The sequence below is a fragment of the Marinobacter sp. Hex_13 genome (assembly GCF_001566815.1).
Taxonomy (GTDB): domain Bacteria; phylum Pseudomonadota; class Gammaproteobacteria; order Pseudomonadales; family Oleiphilaceae; genus Marinobacter; species Marinobacter salarius.
Genome location: NZ_LSMM01000002.1, coordinates 146,295 through 161,677 on the forward strand (window position 1 = coordinate 146,295; position 15,383 = coordinate 161,677).

Annotated in this window: 17 protein-coding genes and 1 pseudogene; 10 read left to right on the forward strand and 8 right to left on the reverse strand. The window is 57.3% G+C overall.

Annotated features, from left to right (window positions below):
- Positions 1-11 precede the first annotated feature (11 nt).
- Positions 12-1,190 carry a M24 family metallopeptidase gene (locus AXW11_RS01985; RefSeq protein WP_091640859.1) on the forward strand — a complete coding sequence of 393 codons (1,179 nt, stop codon included), beginning with the start codon at positions 12-14 and terminating at the stop codon, positions 1,188-1,190.
- Positions 1,191-1,203: 13 nt separating this feature from the next.
- Here the strand turns inward: AXW11_RS01985 and AXW11_RS01990 are convergent, their stop codons facing one another.
- From AXW11_RS01990 to AXW11_RS02000, 3 genes and pseudogenes are all read right to left on the reverse strand, one after another.
- Positions 1,204-1,983, reverse strand: coding sequence for a substrate-binding periplasmic protein (locus tag AXW11_RS01990; RefSeq protein ID WP_041332346.1), 780 nt, complete (start codon positions 1,981-1,983; stop codon positions 1,204-1,206).
- A gap of 92 nt (positions 1,984-2,075) precedes the next feature.
- The gene (locus AXW11_RS01995) at positions 2,076-3,032 is read right to left on the reverse strand and encodes a succinyl-CoA synthetase subunit beta (protein WP_091640862.1); all 957 of its coding nucleotides are present in this window, start codon (positions 3,030-3,032) and stop codon (positions 2,076-2,078) included.
- A pseudogene (locus tag AXW11_RS02000) lies at positions 3,032-3,316 on the reverse strand (peptidylprolyl isomerase); the annotation flags it as partial. The pseudogene AXW11_RS02000 and the gene AXW11_RS01995, both read right to left, overlap by 1 nt.
- Before the next feature lie 186 nt (positions 3,317-3,502).
- Here AXW11_RS02000 and AXW11_RS02005 point away from each other — a divergent pair.
- Positions 3,503-5,089 (forward strand): ABC-F family ATPase, encoded by a 1,587-nt coding sequence (locus AXW11_RS02005; RefSeq protein ID WP_036209478.1) that lies wholly within the window; start codon positions 3,503-3,505, stop codon positions 5,087-5,089.
- Here AXW11_RS02005 and AXW11_RS02010 read toward each other — a convergent pair.
- The gene (locus tag AXW11_RS02010; protein ID WP_091640865.1) at positions 5,080-5,985 is read right to left on the reverse strand and encodes a haloalkane dehalogenase; all 906 of its coding nucleotides are present in this window, start codon (positions 5,983-5,985) and stop codon (positions 5,080-5,082) included. The two genes, AXW11_RS02005 and AXW11_RS02010, sit on opposite strands and share 10 nt — an antisense overlap.
- A gap of 165 nt (positions 5,986-6,150) precedes the next feature.
- On the opposite strand from AXW11_RS02010, the gene AXW11_RS02015 reads away from it, so the two are divergent.
- Both AXW11_RS02015 and AXW11_RS02020 read left to right on the forward strand, forming a co-directional pair.
- Positions 6,151-6,699 carry a DUF1415 domain-containing protein gene (locus tag AXW11_RS02015; protein ID WP_041336336.1) on the forward strand — a complete coding sequence of 183 codons (549 nt, stop codon included), beginning with the start codon at positions 6,151-6,153 and terminating at the stop codon, positions 6,697-6,699.
- Positions 6,700-6,829: 130 nt separating this feature from the next.
- Positions 6,830-7,444 (forward strand): LysE family translocator, encoded by a 615-nt coding sequence (locus AXW11_RS02020; RefSeq protein ID WP_041332348.1) that lies wholly within the window; start codon positions 6,830-6,832, stop codon positions 7,442-7,444.
- Between the two features lie 61 nt (positions 7,445-7,505).
- On the opposite strand, the gene AXW11_RS02025 is transcribed toward AXW11_RS02020, so the two are convergent.
- The gene (locus tag AXW11_RS02025; RefSeq protein WP_075197036.1) at positions 7,506-7,934 is read right to left on the reverse strand and encodes an organic hydroperoxide resistance protein; all 429 of its coding nucleotides are present in this window, start codon (positions 7,932-7,934) and stop codon (positions 7,506-7,508) included.
- A gap of 235 nt (positions 7,935-8,169) precedes the next feature.
- Here AXW11_RS02025 and AXW11_RS02030 point away from each other — a divergent pair, with 235 nt between their 5' ends.
- The 3 genes from AXW11_RS02030 to AXW11_RS02040 are packed head-to-tail and all read left to right on the forward strand — an operon-like array spanning position 8,170 to position 10,141.
- On the forward strand, positions 8,170-9,024 hold the full coding sequence (locus tag AXW11_RS02030; protein ID WP_087148971.1) for an NAD-dependent protein deacetylase: 855 nt from the start codon (positions 8,170-8,172) through the stop codon (positions 9,022-9,024).
- Between the two features lie 53 nt (positions 9,025-9,077).
- Positions 9,078-9,821, forward strand: coding sequence for an AzlC family ABC transporter permease (locus AXW11_RS02035; protein ID WP_041332350.1), 744 nt, complete (start codon positions 9,078-9,080; stop codon positions 9,819-9,821).
- Entirely contained in the window at positions 9,818-10,141 is a 324-nt protein-coding gene (locus tag AXW11_RS02040) for an AzlD family protein (protein ID WP_091640867.1), read from the forward strand. The genes AXW11_RS02035 and AXW11_RS02040 overlap by 4 nt, the downstream gene beginning before the upstream one ends.
- A gap of 89 nt (positions 10,142-10,230) precedes the next feature.
- On the opposite strand, the gene AXW11_RS02045 is transcribed toward AXW11_RS02040, so the two are convergent.
- Positions 10,231-11,088 (reverse strand): DUF3750 domain-containing protein, encoded by an 858-nt coding sequence (locus tag AXW11_RS02045; RefSeq protein WP_075197075.1) that lies wholly within the window; start codon positions 11,086-11,088, stop codon positions 10,231-10,233.
- Between the two features lie 193 nt (positions 11,089-11,281).
- Here AXW11_RS02045 and AXW11_RS02050 point away from each other — a divergent pair, with 193 nt between their 5' ends.
- From AXW11_RS02050 to AXW11_RS02060, 3 genes are read left to right on the forward strand one after another with little or no spacing between them, the layout of a single operon-like run.
- On the forward strand, positions 11,282-11,497 hold the full coding sequence (locus AXW11_RS02050; protein WP_007154494.1) for a dodecin: 216 nt from the start codon (positions 11,282-11,284) through the stop codon (positions 11,495-11,497).
- 49 nt (positions 11,498-11,546) lie between these two features.
- The gene (locus AXW11_RS02055; RefSeq protein ID WP_091640870.1) at positions 11,547-12,095 is read left to right on the forward strand and encodes an isochorismatase family protein; all 549 of its coding nucleotides are present in this window, start codon (positions 11,547-11,549) and stop codon (positions 12,093-12,095) included.
- A complete protein-coding gene (locus tag AXW11_RS02060) occupies positions 12,089-13,444 on the forward strand; it encodes a nicotinate phosphoribosyltransferase (protein WP_091640874.1) in 1,356 nt (451 codons plus the stop codon). Before AXW11_RS02055 ends, AXW11_RS02060 begins: the two co-directional genes overlap by 7 nt.
- 38 nt (positions 13,445-13,482) lie before the next feature.
- Here the strand turns inward: AXW11_RS02060 and AXW11_RS02065 are convergent, their stop codons facing one another.
- Together AXW11_RS02065 and AXW11_RS02070 are read right to left on the reverse strand one after the other, a co-directional pair.
- Positions 13,483-14,136: a hypothetical protein gene (locus AXW11_RS02065; RefSeq protein ID WP_036209499.1), complete on the reverse strand. Its 654-nt coding sequence runs from the start codon at positions 14,134-14,136 to the stop codon at positions 13,483-13,485.
- Positions 14,137-14,177: 41 nt separating this feature from the next.
- Positions 14,178-15,347, reverse strand: a complete 1,170-nt coding sequence (locus AXW11_RS02070; RefSeq protein ID WP_075197042.1) for a GNAT family N-acetyltransferase — start codon at positions 15,345-15,347, stop codon at positions 14,178-14,180.
- Positions 15,348-15,383 lie beyond the last annotated feature (36 nt).

Here is a 15,383-nt window from a genome sequence, read left to right on the forward strand (position 1 = left end):
GAGACGGCCCCATGGATTTCAATGCCTACCAGCAAACCCTGGCCACCGAACTCAGGGGCCGGGAATGCCCCTTTCCTGAGGCGGAGTACCAGCAGCGTCTCAAACACCTTCGCGCCAGTATGCATGCGGACGGTCTCGGAGCTGTTCTGTTAACCGACCCGTCCGATCTGTTTTATCTGACCGGTTACAGTACCTTTGAAGTCTCCGTTCACGTCGCACTGGTGGTCACCGCCGATACGCTTACCCTTCAAGTGCCCTCCATCGAAACCGGTCCCGCCATGGTTACCACACGGGTCGATCACGTTATCGGTTACCGTTGGGAAGGCGTGGGCGATGTGTTGGATCCCCTGGCACACGCGCTGATAGGGCATGGCGGAAAGGTCGGCGTTGACTACTGGCATGGCTCGCTCCGCCAGGGGGTCCTGGAAGGGCTCAAACTGCGACTCCCGGACACACAGTTTGTGGATGCTTCAGGCCTGTTGAAAAGCATCCGTATTGTGAAATCAGCGGCCGAAATTGATTGCCTGCGGCACAGCGCCCGCATAACGGGGCAGGGCATCGAAGCCGCAGCAGCGGCCATCCGCCCCGGGATGACCGACAACGAAATAGCGGCCATCGGCGCAGAAAGCCTTCTGGCGGGCGGCAGTGAATTCATGAGTATGCAGCCTATCGTAACGGTGGGGCTGCGCAGCAGTGTCATCCATACCAATCACAAGCGGTGCAGGATCGAAGACGGCGATACGGTGTTCCTCGAGTTTGGTGCTGCCTGGCAACGTTACACGGCACCGATGATGCGTACGCTGGTGGCGGGTCATCCCTCGGCAAGGATGCGGGCCGTTTTTGACGGCTGCCGTCGCGTGGTGGATGTCCTCAAGGCATCCATGGTGCCAGGGCGAACCTTCGATTCCGCCGCCAGGGCTGCGGAGCAGGTTATGGCTCCACTGGCCAGTGAGGTGTTTTTCTCCGGGGTGTTTGGCTACACGGTGGGGGCGCAGTTTCCTCCTTCATGGGTGGAGGGCTCCGGTTTTATAGCCCGAGGAGAGTCGACGGTGTTCCAGTCGGGAATGGTGTTCCACCTGCCCATATGCCTCAGGATTCCGGGGCAATGGGGCATGGGTTGCAGCGATACGGTACTGGTGGGCGAGCATGGTGGTGAACCGCTGACGGCCAATCCCTGGCGGCTCGACTGAGTTCAGCCGGCTGTTACCTCACTTTGTTCAGTGATGCCTGGGGCCTGGTTTCAAAGTAGGTGTCATAGCGGCCATTTTCACGGAATATCTGCAGGCGCTTGTTGAATGCCTCTAGCAGGGCTTGTGTCCCCGGTTCGTTGGCTGGAAACAGCAGGAAGCTTTGATTCTCCAGAATGGGCTCCGGGTGGTGGGTAATCCGGCGGGCTTCCTGTGGGTCTGTTTCCCGGCGAAGAATGTAGTAGCCGACGTTGATTTCTTCCGGGAAAGCATCAATCCGGCCAAACAGCAGGCGGCGAAAATTAAGTTCCGTGGAGGCGACCCATTCCACGTTCAGAATCCCGTTCTCGATTGCACGATCAAACTCAGGGCCGTAGCTGTACCCGATGCTTCCTCCAAGCTTAAGGTTGGCAAGGTCCTGCATCTGGTTCCATTCAATGGGCGTGTCCTTGCGGTAGAACAGCACGAAGCGTTCGTTCATCACCGGTTCACTGTAGATAAAATCTTTCTGTCGGTCGGCGGTGTGCATCCAGATTGCAGTGGCGTTGTGCTGGCCAATTGCGGCTTCCCGATAGGCGCGTTTCCAGGGCCGGAAGTGAAACTCCACTTTGTAACCTTCCGCAGCGAAGATGTCCCTGACCAGCCGTGCAACTGTGCCTTGACCAGGCTCGCTTTCCACGAAAAAAGGAGGCCAGTCGCCAACGCTAATGCTCAATGGTCGCTCACCATCATTCGCTAATGCCAGAGTTGACCACAACGCAACCAGCGCAACGAAATACGCTTTTAAAGCTTTCATGCAATCGCCTACGCAAAGATACTGCACAAATAGGCAAGGGGATACCTTACGGACGCTTCTCCTTTTGATAGTAGACCAGGGATGATGATCCGTCATTCCAGCCGAATGTCACGCAGATAGAGGGTTTTGGGTTCCGGCAACGCAACCGTGAACAGAATTAGCCGTCTGATGGTCTGCATATTCATTGATCGGCTTTCGGGGGCTGCCTTGATCCTGTCGAGGTCCAGTTTGAATTGGTTGGGGCCGGGAGTCAGGGGAAGGCGAGTGTTGAAGCGGTCATTGTAGTTGTTGTCGCCCAGGTCATGCTCCATGTCGTTGATTCTCAAAATCATCGGCAATGGGTGGTCCTGAGGGTTGTACAAGTCGATGACGAGGCGGTCATAGTCGCGCCAGTCTTCGGGTAAATTGTGTAGGGAAACTCCGGAATAATGCGCTGTGGACAGGGATATCCTGAGTGCGCGCTTGTGGGCGTCTATGGCATGGTCGGTTACGGGCGCTATGACGCCATCCCAGAATGGTGAGGGATCTGGCTGGCGGAAGTCGTAGAGTGCCGGCAGCAGTTGGCTGACGTGGTACTGCTGAATGGCGACCCTTGCCGTGGCACCGATTTCGGCGGCCAGTAGCGCAGCCACGATGAGCCTCAGTGGCCAGACCACCGGCCGTGACTTCCGGGTGAGTGAGGCCCGTGGCCGCAGGGCCAGGATGGTCCATACGCCCACCTGGTTGCGTAGGATATCCTGCCAGTCCATCTGGCGGCTGGTTCCGTGTTGTAGCAGTTCGATACCGGTGCCAAGCAGGAGTACGGCAAGTGTGCTGATGCCCCAGAGAGTCCAGCCCGTCCAGATCCGCCAGGGCTGAATGGCGAGGGTCAGCAGAGCAAAGAACAGAATATGCCCGAGATTCCAGGCTGATTTGAACAGCGGCCCGTCGGACCAACCGGGGCCGCCGACAAAAAACAGAGGGGCAATCAGAATCATGCCCGCAAAAGCCAGATACCGGAGTATCTGGGTATTGCGGGCGGGCCGGTACGCTGGCAGGTTTAAAGCCATCAGCTCCGGCTGGTCACTTCCAGCAGGTGGTAGCCGAACTGGGTTTTCACCGGGCCGAGCACCTTGTTCACTTCACCACTGAAAACCACCTTGTCGAATTCCGGAACCATCTGGCCCGGGCCGAAAGCGCCCAAGTCGCCGCCGTTGCGGCCTGAGGGGCAGGATGAATGTTGCTTCGCCACTTCCGCGAAGTCCTGGCCGCCTTCAATGGCTTTCTTCAGTTCTTCACATTTCGCTTCGCTGTCTACAAGGATGTGACGCGCGGTTGCCTGTGTCATGGTGTGTTTCCTTTTTTCGAATGAGGATCATGTTGCGATCACCGAGGGTGAAATGCTGCCCGCACTGGGCCGTTGAGGCAAGCGCTTTTTATCCGTGTTTCTGCTGTCTCACGGTTTTGGCCACAAACCTGTACAATGCCGGCTTTTCCTTCGCCGGCCCGTGCCCGGTCTTCACTCTCAGCAGGTCTATTCTTGATATCCACCGCGAACATTACCATGCAGTTCGGGGCCAAACCCCTTTTCGAAAATGTGTCCGTCAAATTCGGCAATGGCAACCGCTACGGTCTGATCGGCGCCAATGGCTGCGGCAAGTCCACGTTCATGAAAATCCTTGGCGGCGACCTGGAACCGTCGGCCGGCCAGGTCATGGTGGACCAGAATCAGCGGCTGGGTAAGCTGCGCCAGGACCAGTTTGCCTACGAGGACTGCTCGGTGATTGATACGGTCATTATGGGCCACGAAGAGCTCTGGCGTGTAAAAGCCGAGCGTGATCGTATCTACTCGCTCGCTGAAATGAGCGAGGAAGACGGCATGGCCGTGGCGGACCTGGAAGTGCAATTCGCCGAGATGGACGGCTATACCGCCGATGCCCGCGCTGGCGAACTGCTGCTGGGCCTGGATATTCCCCTGGAACAGCACAACGGCCCCATGAGCGCTGTTGCGCCGGGCTGGAAACTGCGTGTTCTGCTGGCCCAGGCGTTGTTCTCTGATCCTGATATCCTGCTTCTGGACGAGCCCACCAACCATCTGGACATCAATACCATTCGCTGGCTGGAAAACATCCTGGTGGCTCGCAACAGCACCATGATCATTATTTCCCACGACCGCCACTTCCTGAACAGCGTGTGCACACACATGGCGGATCTGGATTATGGCGAGCTTCGGCTGTTCCCTGGCAATTACGACGAATACATGACCGCTGCCACCCAGGCCCGCGAGCGCATGCTGTCGGATAACGCCAAGAAGAAAGCCCAGATTGCCGAGTTGCAGCAGTTTGTCAGTCGCTTTTCCGCCAACGCTTCCAAAGCCAAGCAGGCAACCTCCCGCGCCCGTCAGATCGACAAGATCCAGTTGGAGGAGGTCAAACCGTCCAGTCGGGTAAGCCCGTTCATCCGGTTTGAGCAAACCAAGAAGCTGCATCGACAGGCGGTAACGCTGAAGGAATTTACCAAGGGCTTCGATGGCAAGCCCCTGTTCGACAAAATGAACCTTCAGATCGAAGCGGGTGAGCGAGTGGCCATCATCGGGCCCAACGGCATTGGCAAAACCACTCTGATGCAGTGTATGGCCGGCGCCATGACGCCTGACAGCGGCGATGTTAAGTGGACCGACAGTGCCCAGGTCGGCTACTACGCCCAGGATCACGGCGCCGACTTTGATGAGGACATGGATCTGACCGAGTGGATGTCGCAATGGACCACCGGCGGAGAACAACTGGTTCGGGGAACCCTCGGCCGCATGTTGTTCTCAGGGGATGATATCGGTAAATCGGTGAAGGTCATTTCGGGCGGAGAGCAGGGCCGTATGCTGTTCGGTAAGCTGATCCTGGAAAAGCCCAACGTCATGCTGATGGACGAGCCCACCAACCACCTGGACATGGAATCCATCGAGGCCCTGAACCTGGCGCTGGAAAATTACCCGGGCACGCTGGTGTTTGTCAGCCATGACCGGGAGTTCGTGTCATCCCTTGCCACCCGAATTATTGAACTGAAGGCCGACGGCATAACCGACTTCAGCGGCAGTTACGATGACTACCTGCGAAGCCAGGGTTATGTCTGATCGCTTTCGTCCAGGCGAGCCAGCAGGGTATTGATCGCCCCCGCAAACTCAACCGGTGAGTCTTCCTGCAGGAAGTGTCCGCCGGTGAGAGTGGTGTGGGGCTGGCCCTTTGCGCCGGGAATTCTCTCCTGCATATAACGGTCGCCGCCCCGGGTGATCGGGTCGCCGTTGCTGAAAGTGGTCAGGAACGGCTTCTTCCACTGCTCCAGAACCTTCCAGGCCTCGCGATTGGCTTCGCTGGCAGGGTTGTCCGGTGTCACCGGCACCAGTTTCGGAAAAGCGCGAGCACCGGCCTTGTACTTCTTGTTGGGGAATGGCGCATCGTAGGCACGACGCTCGTCGGGCCCCAGGGTGCGAAAGCTTCCGGTATTGATAATGCGGGCAATGGGAAACCAGGGACTGTACAGCGCGAAGTTCTTCCACAACTGGAACGCTTTTGGCACGGGCTGGTCGCCGGTAGGCAGCATGCCATTACCCACAACGATGGCTCGGAACCGCTCCGGATTTTCCGCCGCCAGTCTCAGGCCGAGAAGAGATCCCCAGTCCTGGCATACGAGGGTGATGTTCTGCAGGTCAGTCTGTTCCAGAAACGCCTGCATCCAGTCCATATGGCTCTGGTAACTGTACGCGTTGATATCCGTGGGTTTGTCGGATTTGCCAAAACCGATCAGGTCTGGCGCGATCACCCGGTGCCCTGCCGCTGCACAGATGGGAATCATGTGGCGGTAGAGGTACGACCAGGAAGGTTCGCCGTGCATCATCAGCACCGGGCTGGCGTCCGAGGGGCCTTCATCGACGTAATGCATGCGCAGTCCTTCGACCTCCACGTAGTGAGGGGCGAAGGGATAATCCAACAGGCGTTCAAATCGTTTGTCAGGTGTTCGCAGCGCGTTCATCGTGTTCTCCGGCAGCCATCGGTCACGGAATTATTGTAAGCTTGCTTAACGTATCATGACTTGCGCTGGCTGTGTCGGTCCTTTCAGGTCCTTTTCAGTCTTGTTCGGCGCTCGGGCAGCATTTTCGCCATCCTTTCCCCGCTTTTAACGTATGGGAGTTTCAACTTGGAGTGTAATACCGTTCTGGCCGCCACGCGGCGGTGGGTGTCAGAGGTGGTCATTGGTCTCAACTTGTGCCCGTTTGCCCGTCGGGAGTTGGTGAATGAGCGCATTCGATTTGTGGCGACGGATGCCAACTCGGAGGAGGGGCTGTTAACTGCACTGCAGGAAGAAATGATGCATCTGGACCAACATCCGGAGGTTGAGACAACGCTGCTTGTGCATCCCGACGTGCTGACGGACTTTATGGACTACAACGATTTTCTCGACGCAGCCGACGGCCTTCTTGTGCATCTCGAGCTGGACGGGGAGTATCAGATTGCCAGTTTTCATCCCGACTATCAGTTTGGCGGCACCAGTGCGGCTGACGCCGAAAATTACACCAATCGCTCTCCTTACCCGATGCTGCACCTGCTGAGGGAACGCAGCCTTGAGCGTGCCATCGCCGGCTATCCCGGAACAGAATCGATACCGGAGCAGAACGTTGAGCTAATGAATCGATTGGGTGCAGACCACATGCGCAACCTGCTTATCCGGACTTTGTCCCCCGGATAAGAGCTCTGACGGGTAATGAATCGCTCAACTGTTATGGTCAAAAAACCACACTTCTGAATCTGTTTCACTGGCGGCCCACTTTGTAGGATTGACGAGTAACGAATCGGTAACAGGGAACTCGGCAGGGAACATGGAAATCGTATTAAGCGTATTGCTCTTCGCGCTGGTGTCGACGGTAACGCCAGGCCCGAACAACATCATGATCATGACATCGGGCGTCAATTTCGGGGTGTGGCGAACGCTACCTCACTACCTGGGTATCTGCTTTGGTTTTCCCGCCATGGTGGTAGCGATCAGCCTGGGCCTGGGGAAAGTGTTTGAAGCATTTCCGCAGTTACACCTGGTGATCAAGGTTCTTGGTATAACCTATTTGCTGTATCTCGCCTGGCGAATCGCGACCACAGCCACAGAGATCGACGGTGAGAAAACCAGCAAGCCGTTGTCGTTCCTTCAGGCGGCGGCCTTCCAGTGGGTGAATCCCAAAGCCTGGGTCATGGCGGTTGGCGCTTTGGCGACTTTCACCACGGTCAGTAGTGGCGAGGTGCTGCAGCAGTCGTTCTGGATCGGGCTGACCTTTTTGCTGGTCAGCGTGCCCTGTGTCGGTAGCTGGATGCTTGGGGGGGCAGGATTGCGGAAATTGTTGCGCAAGCCGTTATATCGAAGGATGTTCAACTGGAGCATGGGCGCGCTGCTTGCGCTGTCGGTAATTCCCATGCTCTCGGTGGAAACCGCAAAGCTGGTCTAGCCGGTTCCTGACAGCGGGCAGGTAGCCCGCTGTCAGATTTCGGTGATCGACCAGGTCGATATCAATCCACCCGGGTCAATGTCACATCGATGTTGCCACGGGTGGCGTTGGAGTAGGGGCACACCTGGTGAGCTGCATCGATCAGCTGCTTGGCCTGTTGATCGTCCATGCCCGGCAGAGAGATTTTCAGTTCCACCTCGATCCCGAAGCCTCCGGGAATCTGGCCAATGCCGACTACACCCTCAATAGACGCATCTTCTGGCATGGGAAGCTTGTCCCGGCCAGCGACGAATTTCATGGCACCGATGAAGCACGCAGAATAACCAGCCGCGAACAACTGCTCCGGGTTGGAGCCTTTGCCGCCGGCACCACCCATTTCTTTCGGTGTTGTCAGCTCAACATCGAGGACGCCGTCTGAGGAGATGGCACGGCCGTCACGGCCGCCGGTAGCTTCTGCTGACGCGCGATAAACAACCTGTTCAATAGACATGTTTTCGACTCTCCTTCGTGCGCATTACAACGCATCGTGTGTTGATGACTTCATTTCGCCTTTAATGGTTGCACAAAATTAAATTTTGCACAATGCAAATAGAATATTGTGCCCTCATCAGAATCTTTTCCGGTTGTTACCATTGGCAGCGGTGGATTTGCTCCCTAAAGTAGAGGAGTTCCCAACGAGTGTGAGTGTGATGCCTGTCATTCAAAAACCTGTTAAAGGCGTAACAATGCCGGCCGCTGACCAGCCACTGGAGCTGCATTCTCCCGAGCAGGCGGGGGCCATGCTGGCGGAATTCATCCACCGGCATCCTGGCCTGATGATATTGACGGGAGCCGGCGTCAGTACCGATTCCGGCATTCCTGACTATCGGGATGGCGATGGCGCGTGGAAGCGCAAACAACCGGTCCAGCATCAGGACTTTATGACGAGCACGATGGTTCGTCAGCGTTATTGGGGACGAAGCCTCATTGGTTGGCCAATCATTCGCAACGCCAGGCCCAACATCGCGCATCATCGTGTTGCCGAGTTGGAGCTTCGCCGCTACAGCCGCCTGCTTGTCACCCAGAATGTGGATCGCCTGCATCAGCAGGCGGGTAGCCGTTCGGTAACCGATTTGCACGGCAGGGCAGACGAGGTTGTCTGCATGGATTGCGGATATCGCTGCAAGCGGGACGAGGTCCACGAGCGTTGCGCGGACATGAACCCGACTTTTGGGCACTATTCCGCCGGTGCCGCGCCGGATGGTGATGCCGATCTGGAAGTGGACTTTTCTGAGTTTCGCATCGCGGACTGTCCCTGTTGCGACGGCATTCTGAAACCGGATGTGGTGTTTTTCGGCGACTACGTGCCCAAAGACCGGGTGACGTCCACACTGGACACGCTCAAGACGTGTGATGGCCTGTTGGTGATCGGCTCTTCGCTGATGGTCTATTCCGGATTTCGATTTTGTCGCTATGCCAAGGAATGGGGTAAACCCATGGCGACACTGAACCTGGGGCGTACCCGTGCCGATTCACTGGTGGACCTGAAGCTTAACGCGGGTATCAGTGACACCCTGGCCTACACCCTCGGCCAGCTCTGACTCTTCGGCATCTACCTATACGCATCTGAAGCTGGTTTCATTAGCTTGCTTAGATGAACGTTCATACATATTCCTACCAGCTTCAACCCGAAAAAGTCCGCGCGGAGTTTTTCCGGCTTCTTCCCATCTCGTTATTTGTGGTGGCCTTTGGTGCTGCCTTCGGATTGGCGGCCATCCAGAAAGGATTGGAGCCACTGCAAGCGATACTCATGAGCACCACGGTATTTGCGGGCGCTTCCCAGTTTGCCGCTGTCGATATGTGGGGTAGCGAGGTGTCGCTGATTCCTTTGATGGCCGTCGTGTTCGCCATTAATTCCCGCCATCTGCTGATGGGGGCCTCCCTGTACCCCATGCTCAGGGATGTGTCCCCGGGTCGGCGCTATGGCTTACTGCTGCTCCTGACCGACGCCAACTGGGCCGTGTCCGCGCAGGAATACCAGAGTGGTAAACGGAACCTGGAGGTTATCCTCGGCGGTGGTCTTGTTCTGTGGGTGGCGTGGATTATCGGAACCTGGCTGGGGGTTTACTTCGGTGGCCTGCTGCAGAATCCCAAGTCTCTGGGCCTGGATATGGTGCTGGGTTGCTTCCTGCTGGCCATGGCACTCGGCGGCAAAAAATCCCCCCGAACCCTTGTGGCCTGGACCGTCGCGGCAACCTCATCGCTGGCCGCCTGGAAATGGCTACCGCCCAATACCCACGTGGTTGTCGGTGCGTTGGCAGGTGGCGCTATTGGTTTTTTCTGGATGGAAAAGAAGACTGAAGCACCGGAATCTGTTGAAGAGGGACGTTCATCATGACGGTTGAAACCACGGTTGCTGGCACTCTGGCCCTGATCGTCATCATGACGCTTGTCACCCTGGCGACTCGCTTCGGCGGTGTGTTCCTGATGTCGTTCGTAACGATCAACCCGCGCATCGAAAGCTTCATCAACACCATGGCCAGTTCGGTGCTGATCGCGATCATCGTCCCCATGGCGGTAAGCGGCGATGCCGGCTCATTGGCAGCACTGGTTGTCACCGCTGTTATTATGCTGGCAACGAAGAAGCCCTTACCCGCTATCGCAGCCGGTATTGCCAGTGCGGGGTTGGTCCGTTACCTAGGAATCACAGCACTGTAAGACGATTTGCCAATCAGGACGGGGCAGGAGCGGTCTCCCAAAAATGTGCGGAGCCATGGATGGTGGAGCCCAAGCGTACAAGGACGTATTCACAGCGTTTTTTGGGAGACCTGCCCTGCCTCGGCCGACTCAGCGGCACCAGTTTGAGGCACAGCGTCGGTCTCAGGCTCAGAGTTCGAGCCAGACGGTTCATGCATCGGATTGGTGCTGCGGAACGCCAATTCGCCGACTCCGGGGAGTTTGATGCCAAGCGCCAACGGGTTGATGCCCATCGAGAGCCCCAGAATGTTCAATTCCAGTCCTTCCCGAACACCGGCCAGAATACCAAAATAACCACCGAGCGATAGTTGATAACCGCTGCCGCCAGGTACCTCGGACACAACGCCATTTCCCAGATAATCCTTGCCAATCGCGTGGTTGGGCAGGGCCACATCCATTTCCGGAATCTGACGGATCACCCAGGCGACGAAGGTGTTGCTGTTGGGGCCGGGCCAGGCGGTGTATTCCGTTGGGTATGGGTAGCGGTCAATCACCTCATTCAGCTGATCAATAATCCGCTCGGCCTGCTCACCGCGGATATCCGCAATCAACGTCGGCGGCGCGCCATACCAGGCACGATCCGGGTCGTCTGGCCGGGACTGGACCACGTAGTGACGCCAGCCCGTGACTTCATGAACATAATAGCCATCGGCGCCCGCCTCTTTGGTGCTGATCCAGGTATGCAATGAAAAATACCCCCGCCAGTTATAGGCACGGGCCCCGTAGACCTGAACCACAGCCGCCTGCTCCTGCTCCGGGCGTGGGGCAATGCCCGCGCTGGAGCGGTCTGCCGTTCGCCAGCTCCCTGAGTCCTGGAGGCCGGCGCAGGCGGCCAGGAACAGCGGGCCGGCGAGCAGAAGTGACAGTGTCAGGGTGAAACCGATAAAACAGCGTTTGAAGGTTTTCATCTGAATCCGGAAACGTTGAATGACCCATGTTTTGCGATGGTACGACGAAAGAAACTCAGAGTTCATTCATGCCGTAAAGTTCCCGTCGCCCGTGCTCTTGGCCATTTGATGGTCACGGTTTACTGGTATACGCTGAAAATACAGGCATTCGAAGCACTTGCCTGACACTTACAGCCTTGGAACAGGAGGCGTCATGTCCGACCATCATGTTTACAAGAAGGTGGAAGTGGTTGGCTCTTCGAAGAAAAGTATCGAGGATGCCATTGAGAATGCGATTGCCGAATGCAGCAAGAATCTTCGCAACATCGAATGGTTCGAGGTGCAGGAGACGCGCGGCCATGTGGTCGACGGAAAAGTCGGACACTATCAGGTCGTGCTCAAGATAGGCTTCAAGATTGAGGGAAGCTGACATCCGGTGATCTGAGCAAATTTTTGGTAAAACCATGGGAGGTATTCTTATGGGCACTGGACCAAATGCTCTGTTACTGGTTGATGTTCAAAATGATTTCTGCGAAGGCGGCAGCCTGGCGGTGCCTGGCAGTGATGACATTTTTCCGGCGATCAACGGATGGATCGACAAGGCCCAGTCGTCTGGATGGCCGATTCTTGCCAGCCGGGATTGGCATCCGGTGGATCACATAAGTTTCAGTGATCGCGGTGGGCCCTGGCCCGTCCATTGCGTTCAGGACACCCCCGGGGCCGAGTTTCATCGAAACATGGCACTGCCTGACTCGGCCATCCGGTTGAGCAAGGGCACCGCATTCGATACCGATGCCTATTCCGCGTTCGACGCTACCCAGCTGGACAGCTACCTGCGCCGCCACGGCATTCATCGGCTGTTTGTAGCCGGGCTTGCACTGGACGTGTGTGTCCAGGCGACAGTGAGGGATGCGTTGAAGCTCGGCTTCGAGGTTGAGCTCATTACCGATGGAACACGGGCCGTTCAGGCTGATAACGCCCCAGCGGTTTTCAAACAACTGGAAGAGGAGGGCGCGGAACTGTGCTGAAACACCCCCCGGTTGTAAAAGAGACTGACCTGCCTCTGCTGGTGGATCTGTATGAGCTGGCTATGGCCCAGGCGTACTGGTCCGAAGGCATGAACGAGAACGGGGTTTTCAGTCTCTTCTTTCGCACACTTCCTGAGAACCGTAATTTCGTTCTTGCCTGTGGCCAGCAGCACGTGGCCCATATTATTGAATCTCTCGCCTTTACCGACGAACACATAAAGCGCCTGGAATCCCTGGGCAGGTTCCAACCCCGGTTTCTGGACTGGCTGCGGGAATTCCGCTTCAGTGGTTCTGTACATGCGATTGCGGAAGGAACGCCGGTATTCCCTCAGGAACCCTTGCTGGAAGTGGAGGGGCCTGTTGCCGAGGTTCAGTTGCTGGAAAGCCTGGTGATGAACTACGTGCATCTGGAGTCTGTGCTGGCCTCCAAGGCGGTCCGCCTGATATTCGCGGCGCAAGGCCGGCCGGTCGTCGACTTCGGGATGCGCCGCACCCATGGTATGGACGCGGCACACCGAGGTGTGCGCGCGTACCGATTCGCCGGCCTGGCCGGAACCAGCAATGTCCTGGCAGGCCTGGATTTCAACATGCCGGTATACGGCACCATGGCACACAGCTTCGTTCAAGCCTGTACAGGTGAGATGGAGGCGTTCAGAACCTATGCCCGGCTCTACCCGGGCACAACACTGCTGGTTGATACCTATGACACCCGCTCGGCGGTGGCGAGGATCATCGATTGGCTGCAAGAAGAACCGGAGGTGCGCATTGGTGGTATCCGCCTGGATTCCGGCGACCTTGCCTCGGACGCTGCTGAATGCCGGCGTATGCTGGATGAGGCGGGCCTTGGCGATGTAAAAATCATGGCGAGCGGCGGTCTGGATGAATACAAAATCGCGACACTTGTCTCCGACAACGCCCCCATCGACGGCTTCGGTGTTGGCACTGCCATCGGGGCCTCGAACGACGAGCCGGCATTGGAGCTTGCCTTCAAGCTTACGGAGTACGCGGACCTGCCAAGAATGAAAAACTCCCCTGGCAAGCAGTCGTTCCCGGGCCGCAAGCAGGTCTACCGTCGCCTTGATCCGAACGGCCGCCTCGCGCAGGACGTCGTTGCCGGCCGGGACGAAGTGTTTGATGGCGAGCCGCTGTTGAAGCCGGTCATGAAGCGAGGCCTGATCATCGAAGGCGCCATTCCGACACTGGATAGTCAGGTGGACGATGCGAAGCGGGCGTTGGATGCCCTGCCGAGCCAGTTTCGCTCGCTGGAGCCTGCATATGAAAATCCGGTTGTGATCAGCGACTTTCTCAGGGCATTGCAGCGGGACACGCTGGCAAAGGTTCGGGGCTGACTGAAAGGCAGAGGTGCGAGATTCCGCGTGGCCCGGGATTACCGAAGCATGCGCCGTCTGATGGCGCCAACCAACTGGTTCAGCAGCTCGCGGGATTGGCCCTCGTAAAGCGTGTGAAACTTTTCTTTCTGCACCTCTCGTTCATGGCTGGTGTTCGACGACAGGGAATCCTTGCGCAGATCCATGAAGTGGCAGGCGGCCAGATGGGCTTTTATATGGTTGTCAATTAGTTGCGTAATGAGCCCATCGACGTCGTCATGGCAAAAGGGGCGTACGCGATTGAGGGTACTGCGTGCGTCCAGTGCCGCCTTGCGGGCTTCCAGGCGTAATTCGCCGGCCGGTTCATCAGACTCCACAGAACGCAGGAACATGCCCAGCTTGTCGTGCAATAGCCAGACCAGAGGCCAGATGGCCTCGTAAGCGGCCTTTTCAGCAGAGAACTGCTCACTGGCAATCGGGTTTCTTCCGGCTTCCGTGGAGTCGGGGCCATTGAACTGGGACACGCGTATTTCGTCCATGTCGTGCCACAGGCTTTCGACGCGCTGCTTCACGGTGTCACTCTGTTCAGCCGCGGCCCGCCTGGCGGCGGAGGCCGAAAACAGGGCGACAATTGCCACAACGAGTGCGGCAATTGCGATGAAGAACGTCAGCTGTGTTGTCGCGAGAAAGTCGAAAAGGTAGTCCATGTCCATGGCTGCCCGCTCCGGTAAGTGTCTGCACGACCCCTGGCTCGCTACTGGTTCTGCTCGGTCTGTCTGAATGGCAGCGCCTGCAGGGCATCTTCAGTATAGGCCATGACATGCTCCGCTTCTTCGCTGGTAAACCTTTCGATGGCGTCGCGAAAACCGGGGTGCATAACGCCATGCCAGGAATGGGTGATCACCGGCTCAAACCCCCGAACCAGTTTGTGCTCCCCCTGCGCACCAGCATCGAAGCGTGCCAACCCCAGCTGTATGGCCAGTTCAATGCCTTGATAGTAGCAGGTTTCAAAATGCAGGTGGTCGAATTCCTCCAGGCAACCCCAGTAGCGCCCGTAGAGCGTATCCTCGCCCGTCAGGAATAGCGCACCGGCGATCATCTCACCCTCTTTTACCGCCATGACAAGGTGAAGATGCTCCGCTTGGCGGTCTTTAAGCAGGCGGAAAAAGGCCTTGTTCAGGTATGGCCGCTGGCCCCGTTTCAGGTAGGTGGCCTGGTAAAATACATGGAAGGCCGCGAGCACGTTATCCGGGATATCGTCTCCCGAAAAATGTCGGAATGAAATGCCCTGATCCGCAACCTGTCTTCTTTCCTTGCGGATTGATTTGCGCTTGCGCGACGTCAGCCGGGCGAGGAAATCCTCAAAGGTGTTGTACTCGTGGTTGTGCCAGTGGAACTGGCAGCCGATCCTGTGCAGTTGATCGTTCCTGTCCAGCAGTGCCTGGTCCTGGCGATCCGGGAATAGCAGGTGCCAGGAGTGGGCCCCCAGGCGTGTGGTGATGGCATCCAGCGCATCGTGGATTCGTGCGGGCGTCATCCACTGGCGAAGGGTTTCCGAAAACAACAGCCGTGGCCCCTGGCAGGGTGTGAACGGGATGGCAATCAGCAGCTTGGGATAGTAATCCATGCCATAGCGCTGATAGGCATCGGCCCAGGCCCAGTCGAAGACGTATTCTCCCATGGAGTGAGCTTTCAGGTAGGCCGGAGCCACTCCGGCAAGCCGGTTGTCCAGGTAGAACGCCAGATGGGCCGGTTGCCAGCCTGTCGCGGTGTTTGTGCAGCCAGACTCTTCCAGTGCAAGCAGAAACTCGTGTTGAAGAAAGGGGTTATAACGGCCGACAAACCCGTTCCAGTCTTGCGGATGGATGTCATCAATCGACTGGACGGGGCGGATTGTCAGTTCTGCGGTACCGGGTTCTGGCATGGTCGGGGCTTCTCCGTGGTTTACCCAGTACCATAC